We start from the raw sequence: 16,500 nt of genomic DNA, 5'->3' as shown, positions 1-16,500 counted from the left end.
TAGTGGGATAGGTTCTAAGTAAGGTTAGAGATCGCCAGAAATCCTGTAAATTTTCTATGCAAACATCTAAATAACTTTTTATTCAATCGCAAATGTACTTATCATTCTCGGTCACACTCGAATTATTTTTCAGGTAATCGCGTGTAATCTCACAGCTAAGTTTTAGAAGCTCTTCTAAATTAAAATTCAAAAAACTAAATTCATTGTCTGATTGTAAAATGAGTATTTTACCATCAGATCTGAAATCAATAGAGGGGTTTAAGGGGCTTCCTATCGGAAGTTTGAATGATGCAATTTCTCGACCTATTGAAATATTTAATACTTTTAATTCATCAGAATCAAAAGCGAAAAGTAATTCACTCTCAGGACTGAATTGGATACCCCACATATTTTCTAAGGTAGGTCTAATCGTTTTTAACAACTGACGAGTTGAGAGCTTCCACAACTGAATTGTGTCATTACTTTTAAGAATTGCTAATTCATCACTATTAGGGCTAAAAGAAATGCTTTTAATCCCAGAAATCTCCTCAGAAAACTGGATAGCATTCCCCGTTGAGACTTCCCATAATTCCAAGGTACTCTTTTTTTTGTCATTTTCCGTTCTTACAATAGCCACTATCTTACCATCTGGGCTAAAGTGAAGGTTACTCCTGCGCCAGTCATTCGCTTCATCGGCTATGGTTGCATATTCCTTTAGTGCAAGTATTTCTTTGCCCGTAGTGGCATCCCAAATTTTGACAGTATAATTCGATCTTGCTGCGGCTACTTTGCGACCATCTGGACTAAACTTGAGGCTAGAGGCGGATTTGTCAAAAGGTAGGTTTATAGATTTGAGAATCCGACCTGTTGTCAGTTCTCTTTGTTGCAGCTTTCCATACCAATTCACAGTTGTAATCGTTTTATCATCACTAATACGAGCAGCACTTACCATCATGGAATCATAACGATTCATCCTCAATTCTTTGCCTGTTGCTCGCTCTCGAAATCTCAGCGAACCATCACTTCTTAAAGCTATGTCTACTTTTTCGTCTGCTGATGTGCGCTGACTAATCTCACGGGAAGGACTGATGTTAGCGAGGTTAAGTTCACTTCCAGTTGAACTATCAAAAAATTTAGCAATACCGCTACTATGAACCGCTACAATTATCTTTCCATCTGGACTAAATTGAGTTCCCAAACCTACAGACAGTCCTTTCGTGCTAAACCTTATAGGTTCGTCAATAAGTGTTTTGAGTTTTCTACCTGTTGCAATATCCCATAAGTTGAGTATAACGTGGTAACCGTCTTTAGGTGGCGAACCAAAGCTGGAAATCGCCGCTTTTTGACCGTCTGGGCTAAAGTTTATTTGAAAAATCTCTCCTAGTTGTTCTATAGTTTTGAGTCTCGTTCCATCTCGCTTCCAAAAGACGATCTTAGCCTTAGAGCCAGGGAAAGGACCAAGGTATGAACCACCCTTATTATCGTATGCATAAACCGCTATCAACGAACTATCAGGACTAAAACTAATTTCACCGAGTTCACGTTCACCAGGGGGGAAATTATTGAGTGTTTTTACTTTTTTACCCGTTGAAGTATCCCAAAGTGAGACTGTACCTTTCGTGAACGAGGTAGAAAATTTGCCTTTACTAATTAAATTATTATTATCCCTATCAATTACTGCAATTACTTGTCTATCTGGGCTGATAAATGGTTCTCCAGGGACAAGAATATTTCTGATTTCTTTCTTATTCGCAATATTCCAAAGTTTTACGCTTTGATTTGTCGATTTACCATCGGAATAGATAAAAGTCTGGCTATCTGGGCTGAACATGAAGTGTGGGAAAGAACTAATATCGTTGAAGCGAATAGTTTTAATTTCCTTTTCACTAGAGACTTTCCAAAGCTTCAGAGTACCATCTGTACGTCTACTTCCAGATACGAAAAACTGTCCATTTGGACTGAAGAGCAACCAAGCAACGTCTGGATTCTTCTCATCTGAATGCCCTGACAGTTTGTTTAGTTCCCGCCCCGTTCCTACTTCCCAAACTATGATTGTGCCATCATAATTTGCTACTGCTAATATTTGACCATTAGGGCTAAACTGGATCGCCCGTACTTGACTCAAATGTCCTTTTAATTCTCGAATTTTCTTGCCTGTCACGCGATCCCATAGATCCACCGTGCCATCGGCAGTACCCGATGCAATTATTCTCCCATCGGGACTGAACGTGACATCATCAACCCACTCCGTCTCTCCCTGAAAGATATTCGTTTTTTTACCTGTAGTGCCGTCCCAAAACCTTACTGTTCCATCGTAATTTACACAGGCGATCGTCTTCCTATCCGAAGTCCACGTTACAGAAATAAGTCCTCGCTTCATTGGATCGCATTCTGAGAGCGTCAAGCTCGCTGATTCTTCTTTTGTAGCAACAATTCGTCGTAATGCTTCTAAAACTTGAAATCGAGTTGCCGTATCGACTCCGATAGAATGTTGCATTTCCCGACCTGCTTTGATAGCTTTAAGCGATGCTTCTTGAAATAAGATTTCTTTTTTCTTAGCATCTTCCTCCTCTTTTTCTTGCTGTTTTTTGGTAAAAGAAGAGTCTTTAGATAAAGTAGAGTTCCTTGTGTAACGACTATACTCGTTAGCTCCTGATAAAGCGAAAAGTGACTGGGACTCTAGTACTAGCGCCTTGATTCGATCGTTAGTTGCAGCATTGGTAGCGAACCACCACCCTACTCCTGCTATCGCTGCTAGCCCTAGCGCACCTACCAAACCGCTAGTCAATCCGACAATCGTGCGTTTTCGTTGACGAGACAGTTTCTCTTTTTCTCTTTCCCGTAGCCCCAAACTGGCTGTGATAAATTCCTGCTCTGCTACCAGCTCATCTGAGCGCTTTTGTAATTCATCTTCCGCAACAGCGAGCGATTTACCGCGTAATAATGCACCTTCGTCTCGCTTGCTCGCCTCCCATTGCCGCATAGCCGCCCGTAACCTCTCTTGCCACAGGCGAAATTCACGGTTTTCCTTAATCCACGATCGCAAACGACTCCATTCTTGAATCAATGCTTCATGAACTAGCTCTACCGTTTCAGTTTTGGCGATCGCATCTTGCCCCGTCACTATTAACCGCTCCGAGGCTAAGTGTGTCACTAATTCCCAGTTGTCGCCCATTTCGGCACGCGTTGCTACACGACGAGTATTTACTGTTCCCTCGCTTGGACGGACTAACTGTAGGAAGATTTGACGCGATCGCTCTTTCTCTAACTCGCTAAGTTTGTTATAAGCTTGTTCGGCATGACGGGCTACGGCTGCTTCTAATCCACCAATTTCCTCATAAGCAGCGTGAGTAAGCTGAGTGCCTTGCTTTTTCCCCCAGAGTTCTTGCAGGGCAAATTCCAAAAGCGGTAAGTTCCCTTTTGAATGACTTACTGCCTCAATCATCCGGTCAGTCAGTCCTTCTTCTAGGGTTACTCCTAGAAGTGCGGCAGGTTGAGCGATCGCAGCCTGTAGTTCCGTGCGACTCATAGCCCCTAGCATTCGATTGCCATGCTGGAGAACGTCTGCAAGCGGAGGATACGTGAGTGCCTGTCCTAAAAAATCTGTTCGTAGCGTTAGCACCAAGGCAACATTGGGCAACTCAACCACTTTGAGCAAGCGATCGATAAATGCCTGACATTCTAAAGTATCCTGACACTGAGTATAGAGTTCCTCAAACTGATCGATAACGATTAATAGCTTCGTTCCAAGCGCTTGCCAAATTGCTTCCTCTACCACAGCATAAAGTGCAGTCTCATCCGTGTGCCATGCTTCAGCCAGTTGAATGATAGATAGCAGTTGTTCTGCTGCGGGCATATTGGGCATTCTAAGTTTAACCCAGGCAGCGGCGATCGCTTGAAACGGTCGTTGTCCTGGTCGAAATGCCATAATTTCCCAGGAACCCTGTTGGCGCAGTTCGGCCACTAGACCCGCAAAGACAACGGAAGATTTACCGCTCCCAGAAGCTCCAATCACACTAACCAAATCCTGTTTTTGAACCGCTTCGACCAAGGTTTGGGTAAAATTTTCTCGTCCGTGGAAAAACAGAGCATCTTCTTCGCGAAAGGCAAATAATCCGCGATACGGGCAAAGCACAGTCGGTCTTCGTCCTAGATTTGCCCAGGTGGGAGGCGTAGTAGCAGGCGATTGAAAAATCACAGGTAGCCAACTAGCTCCTGGAAACTCATTTTCGCGCCCATGCAGCCGCAGCCTGGCTTCTCGTTCGGCTAGGTACAGAGATTGACCGCTAGCAAATGCAGGCAGAAAATATCTGAGGAATTCCTGGGCAATTTCATCTGGCACAGGTTCTCGCATCACGATCGTCTGTGGCAAATGTAATTGTTGCAACTCAAATGCCAATCCCAGACCATCGCAGGAATTGAAAATTGCCAACTGTAATCCTTTGTCTACTGCCTTTTTTAAGGCGTGTTTAAGATCTGCGATCGTTAAACTGTCGGTCTGATTGATGTAAATTCTTCCCCGATCGCCTTCTGAGCGACTGTGACCTGCAAAAAACAGAATGTCCCACTCTTGCTCCCATAACTTGTCGTTAATATCTTTAAGTTTGGGTTCAGGGAGGAAGGTTGGATGAGCATCAGCAAGACTTTCTAGTAACTCTCGATCTTTCTCGATATCAATTCCCGTACTATTGCCTAAAATAGCGAGAATCCGGACTTTGCCTCGCAAGGTTGGAGTTTGGTCTTTTTGGACAGGTTCGGTATCGGGTACTCCTAAAGCCACTTCTGCTAGCGAATTCCGCTCAATCAAATCCCACAGATGCCAGGGAAGTTTCAACAATGACCGATCTGAAGCGCGAACGAGAACTCGTACTTCATCTTTCATCAGTTCCTCCAGCCACTTATCTCGAATGGAACCAAAAGAGGATGAAGACAGCCAAGTATTGAGTTGCGATCGTAATTGTCGATCTAATTTTTGGCAATTTAAACGAAGTTGATTAATCGAAGCATCATAGCTAATTTTATTAGGTTGAATGCGAGTTGAACCCAAACTCCGATAATTAGTTTGCCATTTGTCAATTGTGTTAACTAAACTGGGATTTGGAGGTAGCGTCCCACTGATTTCAGTATCGGGGAGAGAATGGTCTGATTGAGTTTTTGGCGAAGCAGTTCTTTGTGAGTTTTGTGATGTGCTAATCGTAAGTATTACCCGTACACCTTGCTCTAGATTGCCATCGACCAGTCTAAGGGTTGCCAACTTGCTCATTGCTAGTTTCCTCTAAATCTCAAAGTCTTCTATAACGCTAGTTTCTCCCAGAATCATTTGTATGCTGAAGCGTTCTTCGGGTTCAGCATTAAAGTCAAATCGAATGTTTCTGTTTGTACTGCTAGTAGTTGCTTGCATCACTGCTGTTTGGTTCTCGTTCAAGATTTTGACTTGCAGCATATTTGGTAGATAAAGCTGACCGCTTTGGGGGCGAACTTCTACGATAATATTAGTGTCTTTTTCAGATTGAGGATTCAACTTAACAATCAGAATAATCGATTGTTTTATTACCTGCGTTGCCAAACAAATCTGCTTGCCCCGTTCTATCAAAGAGCTTCTCATGATGAATGCTGGTGTTAATTCCTCTGGGCTAAAAAGTGTTTCTAGCTTCTGCCAACCTTCTTCAATATAGTTGTTCAACCATTGCCTTAAATTCACTGTATTTTTGGATGGTTGTTGGAGCTGGTTCAGGGCTTCTGGAAAATCTGTAATCGGTTTGAGTTGATTTAAAGGTGACTCTGCTACAGCATTGGGTGCAAATTTAACTCCAAACTCATCTATTGAGTAAAGTTCTTTCCGGCTTAATATCTCAATCGGGTTAACCTCATCCCTGCTTGGTATAAACCCTAACAACCAACCCCAACGCCCCTCCTCATCCATTTCTACCGCTACATAACCCGATCGCCCAAACTGTCCTTCCGATGGAACGGGGCAAGTTAATTGACCGGGTTTCATAGCACAACACTCCAATCGCCCTATCTGAGAGACAACTAAATCCGCTACCTCGCCCGTTCTGCCAAGAATCGGATTCCAGCAATCGCTCGCTTCTAAATCGGGTAAATATCCCTGAAGCCTCAAGTAATCGTGTACGGCGATTGTTGCCAACAGATTGCGCCTCATTGTTTCTCTGCGATCGCTATTACGGCAAAGACTCGCCATGCGCTCGGCTTTCTGTCGAGCCGTACTAGAAATGGGAATTGGCACCGCACCTGGCGGGAACTGCGGTTTACTTGGTATTGGTAATTGAAGTTCCACTAGCTCTGTCTCAACTGTCTTCCAAAAAGTTTTTAACTGGTTCAAATCGTCGCTGTTGTAAGTCATGGCTACGCTCCTTTATTCTGATACCAAATCTATTGCCATCTGAGCGTACTTACGCGCCAGCGCTTTCCAATTCGTCGGCTTGATGCCGCCTAGCACCGACCCACGAGGAATGTTTAGCTCCTCAGCAATCTGGTAAATAGTTTTTTGCTCCCGATAGTACATTAACAAATAAGTTTGAGCTGTTAATGTATAGACTCCCTTCCTTCCGCGTAGGGTGTTGATTTCATCCTTTAACTCGCCCGTAGGATCTTCTTCTAAAAGCTTCAGGAATGCCTCAAACTGGCGTGAAGCTAATTCTGGTTTGGGATTGGGCACGTTATCGAGTGGTTCCGTAACATCGCCTTCGCTGTTGATTCGAGGCTCCTCCTGCTGAGAGGCTTCTTCTTGCCTCTGCTTCTCAATATTTTTCAAATGACCCTTAAGGTTGACAAGCAAACGTCCTACCGCATAGTTACAAGTCTCAAGAAAAGAGCCACTTTTTCTCGCTGTCTTTACTTCGCATAAATTCAGAAAAAAATATCGCCACATTAGGGATAGTGCATCTTCGTAGTAATCGCGATTCCCATCATTTCGGTATCGATGAAAACGGCGATCGCTATAAATTTGGCGAAAAATGGTATTGAGTTCGGCAATCCTTTGAGGTCGAGGATTTTGTTCGTAACAATGAGCAACAATCCAAATTTCTAATCGTGCTTCTAAGGTCATTGATTGGGAGTCTATCGAATCGTCGCAATTCGGTTTGCTTTTCATTGTCCTAGATGTCGACAAGTCTTTCGGTAAATCAGATAAACAATACAAATCTTGAACTTTTATTGAACTTACATCATCTTTCACAAAAGTATTTTCGTAATCCTACACTGTCAGTAACAATGGCTAAACCTCAAATTTATGTAGTTATATGAAAAAGTTTTGTAAAGTTTTCGGCAACTCCCTAAACCTGTAAATCTCATCACCTACTCATATGCTCAAAGGCAACAATCTACCAAGTAATGTATGGGAATAAAACGACACCAATCTGTGGAGCGCAAGAAAAGAGTTAATAAATCACACCTACGCCCGCTATCTAAACTCAAGCCGGAGTGATACTTAGAGCCATCACTTCAAGAAACAAAGAGCGTAGGCGAGCGCCCGATAACAGCTTATGACATCAGCGCTGAGGAATTTCCTAGAGGTGCGTTGCACCCTAAACTCCACTTTAATCAATTCAAGTAAAAGATACTCCCTCAAGGCGATCGCACTTGGACAAAACCAAAATCCATCAAGTTGTCGGTATCGACGGCACTACCTTGATAGTCTTTTACACCGAAGCGCACTGCTGGCAATTCCGGTTGATAAGCCCTGGTGGTGAAGTATTGGGTGAGCGCAAGATTTACTACACGGCTGAAGCTGCACTCAAGGCGGGGCTGGAGTGGGTTGCTTGGGGGGGTTAGATAATATCAGAGTTCAACCTGTAGGAGTAACTAAATTTACAGACGCGCAATTTTACTGAGGTAATTCAGAAATTGTTGAGCCATAATCGCTTTGAAACTGCTTTACGAAAGGTTGGTTTGGACTTTAGTGAAAACGAAAATAGTTACTTCAATTCCTGTGAATGTAGCCTGCTGCAAGCATAAAAAGCAGAGTAACGAAATCAACGATCTTGAGTTCATAGTCAATGAGTATTTACACTGCTATCAAGATTTATATAAGTTTGAGGATTCATGGTGGGCAGAAAGCTCGACTTGGGAAGAAGCTCTGAAAAGAGCGTGGGATTCACGTCTTGAAAATGGCAAAATGCACCGTCATCAGTGCCACGTTGCCGATAAGTTGCCTGAAGGACTAAAAACTTCACTAGAGGCGAATGTGAAGCCTGACGAATTTACAGATTTTCACCAGCTATACTCTTGGATAAAATCAATAACTACCCGCGTAAAAGGTTTAGGGGACACTACAACCTATGACGTTGCCCAAAGGTTATGTGTGTGGATGAATATGCCACCAGAACTTATCTATTTACACGCTGGTGCGGCTAAAGGCGCTAAAAAATTGGGAATTAAGGGCGAGTCAGTACCATTAAGTAATTTTCCTAATGAAATTCAAAGGCTGGGTGCTACTCACGCTGAGAGATTTCTGTGCAAGTATAAAGACCAAATACCAGCTACAACGATGAAAGATAGTGCTTGTAATAATTAAAACTTTGAAGGCTATAAAAAGCCAATATCATATTCGCGATTTCTTAGTTACTTCTACACAAAGATTGTGAGAAGATTTACTATTTCACAAATACGATTGCCCTGGCAGGACATCTTGCAGATTGCGCGTTGATTTTAATGAACTATCTTTTTGCTCCAAGGCTATAGTTGCTAACCTTTCCCCTACTACTTTTGGCTTTGAGGATGTTCTGCTCAAGATGATTTGGATTTATCTCAGTCGGGAACACCAGCCGCGCCTTCGGGTTTTTCTGGTACAAAGCGATCGCTTGCCCAGGACGCGCTAGCTGTAATAACCGCCACCGCTTACTATCTTTTTCCCACACAGCAACTACATCGAACCCGTTGTCTATGTTGAGTGCGATCGCACTAGGTTTCAAATCGTTCTCCTTTTTAGTTGACGGTATGTTGCATTGAAAACCCCAAAACTGTTGCTGAATAACCCCGATCGCTGTTTGGCATTGCCCTTGGTCAAACATCGCGATGTGAGTTTGTTGAGGTGGCAACTTCATAGCTTTTGCCAGCCATTTGTAAGCAGCACTGCGGCTGTTAAAAATACCTGACTTCCATAAGGGGTCAAACTGGCGATGAGCTAGATTGCGCCATTTACGTAACTCCTTGTCAGCTAACGTGCCTAGCGGCTTATTGCTACCAGGATGACACCCGACCCTGGCATCACATTTGGGGTATCGATCGCACAGGTAGATAAACCCATAACTACGCCCGTAGACTTTGGTGCTATCTACTAATGACACGCTGCTATTGCAGAATGGACAAACTTGAGGTTTCATACGCATACTTCCTGAAGTTGTTTGAGAACAGATACTTCTTTAGCGATCGCTCTAGCTACAGCGAGTTTTCTTGCTGTTGATGGATATTAAAGGGAGGCAATCAACTTATCAGGGTTGGTAGAGCGAGCGCTAAATGTATTTGAAGTCGATTGATGATTAGGTAGCTTTGTAAAGCGCCGCCGCTCTTAGCTGAGGTGTTGCCAACAGATTTCTAGTTGCTACGCTCATTGGCTAATGTTGACGATGGCGCGAGTAGCTGGTGAGATTTACTATTGCTCTTAGTTCTGGTATAGATAAAACAAAACCCGCCAGTTAAAGAATGGCGGGTGAGGGTAGTTTGTTGCTTGATATCAGGAAACATTACGAATTATTAAGCGTCACCAGTCCCATTTGCAGTTAAGTAAAAGGAGATAACTGATGGGACGATTGCTACTTAAGGGGCTATTTGTAGGCTTGGCGCTCTGGACATTGCCTGCTGGGGCGCAGCAGGTAAGTGAACCTCAAGTGGAGGCAATGGTTGATGCTCTGCGCCAAGCTGCCCCGAAAACAGGCGTTCAAAACGATGGGCTATACAGTCAGTGGCAAATTACCCCAGGTATCATCCCAAGTTGGTCAAAGCAATGCCTTGGGCGTGAAGTTACAGCCAAACAATTAGAAAGCAGCCCAAAAGTCGCCAGGAGCATTGTCAGTTGCATTCTGCGCCGAGAGCTACCAAAGCAGTATGCAGCTAGTGGCAAAAACGGAACTATGGCAGTGCGTCGTACTGCTTGTTGGTGGATGACGGGTAATCCTACTAGCTGTACTAGCGGTCAGACTGCCAAGTATGTTCAAAGCGTTGAACGTTTTTATCAGCAGGTGCGGACAAAAGCAGTAACCGCTCCAGCAGTGTCTAAGTAGTGTTAGATTTCTCGCTTGAAACTTTGCTCTATCTGCTTTTAGTAATTATTTAAGGCAGATAGAGCAAGTCAATTGCCAAGCACAGCGTTGGTACAGATTGAGTATATTTACTGAACTGAATCTCTACTCTACTTCCACCTCAGCTAAGTTATCAGTAAAATCTCGTCAGTAAAATTTCCCTTGAATTAATTCCCGAAAAGCATTAACACTGTGTAGAGCTTAGAAAAGTAAATTTACACTGTTAAATTTGCCTTGCTCCTTGACATATATGCAAAAACCAGAACGATTTTGATGATGCGCTACCTTATTAACGGCAAAGTATTGACTGCTCTGGTCTTGGCTACTGGAGCGATAGAAATTGTTGCTAACGTCCAAGCTCCCACTTTAGCTGCCAAGCTGGCTCGTGAGGTTCCACCCTCTGCGGTATTGAGACAGGTGCCTACTTACATTGCTCAAAGTTCTACCACTAATTCCATTGATGCGGTTGAAAAAGCGATATATAGCCAAGTCAATCAGTACCGAGCAAGTCGAGGTTTGCCACCGCTCACCGCAAATACGCGCATGAGCGAACAAGCACGAATCCACAGTCAGAATATGGCTAGTGGTAAAGTTGCCTTTGGTCATCAAGGTTTTGCAGGGCGAGTTACGGCAGTTGCCATCCCTTATAGTTCAGCAGCAGAGAATGTAGCTTACAATCAGGGCTATAGTGATCCAGCTACCCAAGCAGTCCAAGGCTGGATTAAAAGCACTGGGCATCGCCAGAATATGGAGGGTAACTTTAACCTCACAGGGATTGGTGTTGCCACCAATGCTAAAGGTCAATATTACTTCACCCAAATGTTTATTCGCAGTCGTTGACCTTTGGGAACCATGCTCTGCTGTATTGGTTGCCTTTACCGCACTGTGACAACGTTGTTCTCTTCTACTTAATACGACCAGTCTTCAATTGTCAGATTTGGAACTTTCTGAAAGTCTTGCAAATTTCTAGTTACAAGCGTGCCGTTATGAGCCAATGTAACTGAGGCGATACGTAAGTCTTGTGTCCCTACTCTGATTTTTAGCGCCTTAAGTGCTTGGTAAATTGCGATTGCATCTGCATTGTATGGAAGTACCTGAAACTCAGATAGAAGCATTACTGTTTCTCCTAAACGTTGATAGGCATTTGACAGCGCTTCTGATTTCTTTGCTTCAGCAATTTGTGCTAAACGTCCTCGCAACTGCTCTTCTACATTGATTGCAGTTGTCGCCACTTGTTCCCAATTTACCCGCAATCGAGCAATTACCTGCGGCTGATTGCGCCCATAGAGACTCAGATGGTCGGTATCGAGAACGAACAAAGTCATTGCTCATCATCAGCAGCATTTGCTTGTTGGCGGATGATTGCAAGTTTCTCTGTCCAATCATCAAAACTAGGGTCATTAGCAAAAATTCCTGCATACTTCATGGTAGGTGTGGGAGAGTCAGATTTATGATTGACAGCGATCGCCGTTTTCAGTACCGATGTCAGTATTTCTGGGCTATTAGTTTGGGGAAGCTCGATAGTAATAAATTTTCCCCTCGCAAGTTGCGCTTCTAAAGCTGCTTTAGCTTTGAAAACCGCTTCTTCCTCCGTTGCTCCTTCCTCGCTAACTGCGGGTATTCCCACAATTGATGCTACAAATTTTCGTTCGGCTGGATTTTGGACAAATACTTGATATTGCACGCTCAGTTCCTCTAAATCGCATTCTTATTCTACAAGCAAGGGCATTTCCTTGAAAGCCCTACTCTGCATAAGGCTAAAGACACAGAGCGCAGTCTTGATGTTAAAACGTCCTAGATTGGACTAGCGTTCGTCAATCAAGAACTGCTACTGGGATAAACAAACTAAATCCTTTTTCCCAGCAGCAATTGATGTTGTATTAATGCTTCAACGCTTACTCAAAATCCAACGTTTTCTTCTTCCTCGTCTTCGTAGCTTGCTTTTACTGTTGATTGGGCAAGCAACCGCTCCTGGGGTTTTATACGTTGGTGATAATTATGTTCTGCACTATCTAGCTCATCACTAGGCAATAGTGCCGCTACCTGCGCAGCTTCCCCCTCCAAGGCTGGAATTGACAGCACATCTATCTTTTGCCCAGGCTCCAATGCTGACCAAGCATAGTCTTTCAGTTGCGTGTAGCCGATAAAGTAATCTCGCCAATTCTCAGTTGTCGGACTTTCATGGCTAGTTACTCTACAACACCACGACTTGTTTTGTTTCTCACCTACCAATTCCGCAATAGTTGCAAAACAAAATACGCCTAGACTATGAAAGCGATCGTTTTTCGGTTTGGCTGCTACGTGATTAATTAGAGCATGACAAGCTTCTAGCTGCGACTTGAATGCTCGTCTTTCCACTTCAAACGTTGCTCCGTTTACACCTCTTGCGGCATATTTCAGAGGTGATGTATGCAAAGGATTATTGTTTGCGTCTAGGAAGAATACTAAATACAGCCGCTCAGTCCTAATATTTCTATCACCTTTAAGGGCTGGATCGAACAACCCCACTACTGCCCGCTTCTGTTGTTTTTCCGACGCTTCGACATCATATTGATAAAGCTCACTCTTGGGGCAAACTAGCATTCGAGGGTGGGTAATTAGTACACCTTGTTCGATTTCTCCAGAACGAAAAGTATGACTAATTAACTGGGTTTCATCAAAATCGACCCAGCCGCATTTTGCCATCGTGCTGACGGGGATGAAATAGCCGCAGTGTTCTTTATCGTTTAATACTATTACGGTCGGTAGGGTGGCGTTCTTGTCGATGTATTCGTCGCTGATAAATTCGTCACGTTCCATGTCGTGTGTCATTGCTTTATTCCTGTTGATTAGAGTAGTGAATGGTTGTACTTCGTTTGCTGTCTCTTGGATGCGATCGCTATTTGATGTCTGCATATTGACTTTGAGTCAGCATTATTGAGCTATTTGGAAAAAAAATTCCTGCTCTTAGATAGTTGATGCAGATTATTTCCTTACCGCATACAGAATGCTTGCAGCTAGATTTACTTGTTGCTCGGTAATCGAAAAATCCTCGCCTTCTGCTTGCAATAAGCTAGTTAAGGCTACGCAAATCAAATTCCTCTCTTCCTGTGGCAAGCAAGAAAGTAAATTAATTAGCTGTAGCGATCGCTTAGGAGCAGTCGCGGTCGTCTTGGCAAACTTCGATGCAGTTAAAGTTCCAACGATCTCCTGGGTAACAGTTGACTGTTTGCTTGCTGCCAATAGCTCGTGAATCTGAGCTAGTATTTCACTTTTGTCTGGGCTATGGAAGGCGAATATCTCTGCTAGTTCGGTATCGCTAGCCTCGTTGCCAGAGTTATCAGCCAATAGCTCGTTTTCCCGCAGCCAAGCAATCAGTTCAAGGGCGACCGCGCGAGCGCATAAGTTCTTTGTAAGTTCGTCAATGTCCATGATGAGTTCTCGCCTGCAATAAGTAAGTACAAGTGGCGCTCTTGATTTGGGGTTAAGAGCGCCTAATGCAATGGGAATTACTTTAGTTAATCTGCGTAGCTAGCTAGCACTCGCTCTCTGTGCTGTTGCCAAGCCTGCCCATCAGCAATATACTTCTGAGCTATCTGCTCTGCTGCTTCATGTGTCAATGCTCTACCAATGGCGCGATCGCCTACCCAGACAACATACCACTGCCACTCGTTGTTATACGTTACTGACCAAGTAGGAGGCTTAGTAGTAAAGGCTTTCGTTTTTTCCTTTGCCTGCGTAAAACTGCTATACCCTTCCAGATACCCTGCCGAATATGCACAACTACCTTCTGTGCATATTGATGGCATTTGCGCTGAAGCGTCAAGAAGTCCATGCGCCTCACCTTGCTCGTACTCCCTAATCAGTTCTGGATTGGGTCGTAGCTGACAACTTACCGAATCTCCAGCATATCCGGCTGGTTGTTCTTGCTCTGCTTTATCTAGCCATATTTGCAAGCGATGAGCGTGGAATGTCTCTATGTTTAGAGGAATTGCTTGATGAAAGTCGATTTGATACCAGACTGTATCGCCAGTTAAGGCAATATTAGTGATTTGTACTGGCGTTACTTGTTGTGGAGTATTGTAAGTGCCTCGATCCCAACTGATGACTGCTGCGGCTAGGGTGTAGTCGCGCAAATATAGTTCATCTTCCTTAGTAATTTGGCGGCTAGGATTGATGATACCTTGTTGGGATTGCTCTGTTTTGACTTGCTCTAAAGATTTGTCTTGAGTTAGCATTTGATTACCTATGAATGTAGGAACCAAAGCCTGTAGCGTTCAACTTTCCAGGGCGACCGCTATAGGCTTTGCTGTTTTTGAACTGGCTGAAATTAACAACAAAGTATTTCCTCATCTGCCCTTCGCATATCAGCGTTGACCATTACTGGTAGGGTCTGTCTCACCGAGGTATCGCTCCTCTTTCTCACAGGTCATCCACTACAGCAGTGGGGTGGGCGGTGGTTGTTCGTCAGTTCCGCGCTCTGGCTGCTTTGTTGTTATTGAAATTGCGCTGAGACTCTGGATTGCGTTGCGGGTGCGGGCTGTCTCCGTCCCTATTCCCATGTTTTAATAATACCAAGAACTTCTATGTTTTGTCAAGAACTTCTATACAAAGAACTTGATAGCTAAGAGTTGATTAACAAAGAAAAAAAGGGTACAGTAGTGGAAGAATTTAGGACATGGCAGTGAAATTAATGCTTGCTGAAGTTAGAACTCAGCGCGACATGACTCAGGAGGATCTAGCCAAGGCGATGAAAATGTCTTTGGGTGGCATTCAATACCTAGAGTACAAAGCAACTACTCTCAAACTTGAGCTTTTAGATCAACTTTGTGAGGTGCTTGATTGTGAACCTGGGGATCTGATTAAACGGTTTGATGACGAAATTCAAGCGGAAGGTCGCATTGCTAGAGAAAAGCGGCGGCAACAGAAATCAGAACGGATGAAGCAGTGGTGGGCAGACAAGCGGCAACAGTCAAAGGAGGAAAAGAAAAATGTTGCATAACCTCTACTGTCTTCTTTTTCCAGGTAGGTTTTTTTAGAAACCCAAACTTAAACAAGTAACGACCGCACCTCCGGCAAGAGTCACGCGATCGCCACTTGTACCACAACCTGTCCCAGTTAAACTATTGAGGTCATGGCAATGATAATAATATCCGATTCTATATTGGTCGAGCCAAAATCGGCTCGTGACAATCAACTTGAGCATATTTGTTCCAGATGTACTCAAGAAATTTGCAATCAAATCAATCTACTGTCTGCTGGCAAAGAAATATCTACTCCACAGCAGATTGTCTACTGTTATCAACAGGTAAGCTTTGAAGATAGCCCTGAGCTTGAACAACTGAGCTATGAAATTAAGCAGGGGTTATTATGAGTCTTCTAACCGTTAGCGATCGCGGTGATGGTTTACTATTGGTTGACTCTAGATTGGTTGCCGATGAGTTAGGTATTCAGCACAAGAACTTTTTAGCCACGATTGAGAAATACAACCCTTTAATGGCATCAAATCCAGTAATGGGGGCTGTCGCGTTTGAAACGCGAGAGTTCCAAACCAAGCAGGGTAACGTTTCTTATGAACGATGGGCATGGCTGACTGAACTCCAAGCAACCTTTATCATGACCCTGAGCCGGAATACTGAACAAGTAGTTAACTGCAAGCTAGCTTTAGCTGTAGCATTTGAAAAAGCCAAGCAAGTTATTAAACAGGTCATCCCCGCTCAGTCTCAAGAAATCGAACGTCTCAAGCTAGAACTCCAGGTTGCCCAAGCCCAAGCAACCGCCGCTCAAAGTCAAGAGCGACTAATGCAAGCGACAAATGCGATCGCTGCTTTGCATGGCTCTGGTCTGGTGGAGCTAGTTCTTGGTAAAGCAGATGCAATTGTTACCCGCACTGAAGTAGTTGAGAAAACTGTTGCCGTCGATGCCAAAACTGGACGAGTGCTTGCCCAAAGCGACGGTATGACCATCGGCTACCTGACAAAGCGCCTGGGCTTTAAGAACAACGAGCAAACTTGGCAATGGCTTAATTCGGTGCAGCTAGGCAAAGATTCTGGTGCTTGGTCAAGGGAATTGACTGCTCACCCCACCCTAAAGCTACCTCGACATTTACTACCACAGATTCAACGCTTGTTTGCTTACCAAGTTGGCAATCGTCAACTTTTGCTTGGGGAAGGGGGCGGAAGATGAGACAACTAACCCGTTTGTTTTTCCAAGTAGCTATTAAGCATTTGCTAGTTAAGGAGGTGAAAGCATGACGTTTACCTCAGCAGTTTTGGGTGCAGTA

15 protein-coding genes are annotated in these 16,500 nt (G+C 43.9%); 5 read left to right on the top strand and 10 right to left on the bottom strand.

Going from position 1 to position 16,500, the window contains the following annotated elements; genetic code table 11:
• Window positions 1-82 precede the first annotated feature (82 nt).
• Genes UH38_RS21835 through UH38_RS21825 form a run of 3 tightly spaced genes read right to left on the bottom strand, consistent with a single transcriptional unit; the run spans window position 83 to window position 7,093 of the window.
• On the bottom strand, window positions 83-5,242 hold the full coding sequence (locus UH38_RS21835; protein WP_045056810.1) for an nSTAND1 domain-containing NTPase: 5,160 nt from the start codon (window positions 5,240-5,242) through the stop codon (window positions 83-85).
• 12 nt (window positions 5,243-5,254) lie between these two features.
• The gene (locus tag UH38_RS21830) at window positions 5,255-6,343 is read right to left on the bottom strand and encodes a DUF1822 family protein (protein ID WP_045056809.1); all 1,089 of its coding nucleotides are present in this window, start codon (window positions 6,341-6,343) and stop codon (window positions 5,255-5,257) included.
• Window positions 6,344-6,355: 12 nt separating this feature from the next.
• On the bottom strand, window positions 6,356-7,093 hold the full coding sequence (locus UH38_RS21825; RefSeq protein WP_144405741.1) for a hypothetical protein: 738 nt from the start codon (window positions 7,091-7,093) through the stop codon (window positions 6,356-6,358).
• Between the two features lie 807 nt (window positions 7,094-7,900).
• On the opposite strand from UH38_RS21825, the gene UH38_RS21815 reads away from it, so the two are divergent.
• A complete protein-coding gene (locus UH38_RS21815; protein WP_200892568.1) occupies window positions 7,901-8,515 on the top strand; it encodes a hypothetical protein in 615 nt (204 codons plus the stop codon).
• Between the two features lie 142 nt (window positions 8,516-8,657).
• Here UH38_RS21815 and UH38_RS27485 read toward each other — a convergent pair whose 3' ends face one another.
• Window positions 8,658-9,323, bottom strand: coding sequence for a zinc-finger-containing protein (locus tag UH38_RS27485; RefSeq protein WP_072044972.1), 666 nt, complete (start codon window positions 9,321-9,323; stop codon window positions 8,658-8,660).
• Between the two features lie 417 nt (window positions 9,324-9,740).
• Between UH38_RS27485 and UH38_RS21805 the strand changes: the two genes are divergently transcribed.
• Together UH38_RS21805 and UH38_RS21800 are read left to right on the top strand one after the other, a co-directional pair.
• On the top strand, window positions 9,741-10,220 hold the full coding sequence (locus tag UH38_RS21805; protein ID WP_045056806.1) for a hypothetical protein: 480 nt from the start codon (window positions 9,741-9,743) through the stop codon (window positions 10,218-10,220).
• Window positions 10,221-10,511: 291 nt separating this feature from the next.
• On the top strand, window positions 10,512-11,078 hold the full coding sequence (locus tag UH38_RS21800; protein WP_045056805.1) for a CAP domain-containing protein: 567 nt from the start codon (window positions 10,512-10,514) through the stop codon (window positions 11,076-11,078).
• 68 nt (window positions 11,079-11,146) lie between these two features.
• Here UH38_RS21800 and UH38_RS21795 read toward each other — a convergent pair whose 3' ends face one another.
• From UH38_RS21795 to UH38_RS21775, 5 genes are all read right to left on the bottom strand, one after another.
• Window positions 11,147-11,563, bottom strand: coding sequence for a type II toxin-antitoxin system VapC family toxin (locus UH38_RS21795; RefSeq protein WP_045056804.1), 417 nt, complete (start codon window positions 11,561-11,563; stop codon window positions 11,147-11,149).
• Window positions 11,560-11,922: a type II toxin-antitoxin system HicB family antitoxin gene (locus UH38_RS21790; protein ID WP_045056803.1), complete on the bottom strand. Its 363-nt coding sequence runs from the start codon at window positions 11,920-11,922 to the stop codon at window positions 11,560-11,562. The genes UH38_RS21795 and UH38_RS21790 overlap by 4 nt, the downstream gene beginning before the upstream one ends.
• A 215-nt stretch (window positions 11,923-12,137) precedes the next feature.
• A complete protein-coding gene (locus tag UH38_RS21785; protein ID WP_052672513.1) occupies window positions 12,138-13,133 on the bottom strand; it encodes a DUF5895 domain-containing protein in 996 nt (331 codons plus the stop codon).
• A gap of 69 nt (window positions 13,134-13,202) precedes the next feature.
• Window positions 13,203-13,649, bottom strand: coding sequence for a hypothetical protein (locus tag UH38_RS21780; RefSeq protein ID WP_045056802.1), 447 nt, complete (start codon window positions 13,647-13,649; stop codon window positions 13,203-13,205).
• Window positions 13,650-13,735: 86 nt separating this feature from the next.
• Window positions 13,736-14,455: a hypothetical protein gene (locus UH38_RS21775; RefSeq protein ID WP_045056801.1), complete on the bottom strand. Its 720-nt coding sequence runs from the start codon at window positions 14,453-14,455 to the stop codon at window positions 13,736-13,738.
• A 440-nt stretch (window positions 14,456-14,895) separates the two neighbouring features.
• Here UH38_RS21775 and UH38_RS25050 point away from each other — a divergent pair, with 440 nt between their 5' ends.
• Window positions 14,896-15,219 (top strand): helix-turn-helix domain-containing protein, encoded by a 324-nt coding sequence (locus UH38_RS25050; protein ID WP_052672512.1) that lies wholly within the window; start codon window positions 14,896-14,898, stop codon window positions 15,217-15,219.
• Window positions 15,220-15,252: 33 nt separating this feature from the next.
• On the opposite strand, the gene UH38_RS26930 is transcribed toward UH38_RS25050, so the two are convergent.
• Window positions 15,253-15,459 (bottom strand): hypothetical protein, encoded by a 207-nt coding sequence (locus tag UH38_RS26930; RefSeq protein WP_235355373.1) that lies wholly within the window; start codon window positions 15,457-15,459, stop codon window positions 15,253-15,255.
• Between the two features lie 128 nt (window positions 15,460-15,587).
• Between UH38_RS26930 and UH38_RS25045 the strand changes: the two genes are divergently transcribed.
• Window positions 15,588-16,403: a Rha family transcriptional regulator gene (locus UH38_RS25045; protein WP_052672511.1), complete on the top strand. Its 816-nt coding sequence runs from the start codon at window positions 15,588-15,590 to the stop codon at window positions 16,401-16,403.
• Window positions 16,404-16,500: the final 97 nt, after the last annotated feature.

Source organism: Aliterella atlantica CENA595 (genome assembly GCF_000952155.1).
Lineage (GTDB): Bacteria > Cyanobacteriota > Cyanobacteriia > Cyanobacteriales > Chroococcidiopsidaceae > Aliterella > Aliterella atlantica.
This window is presented reverse-complemented; position numbering and strand designations above follow the sequence as displayed.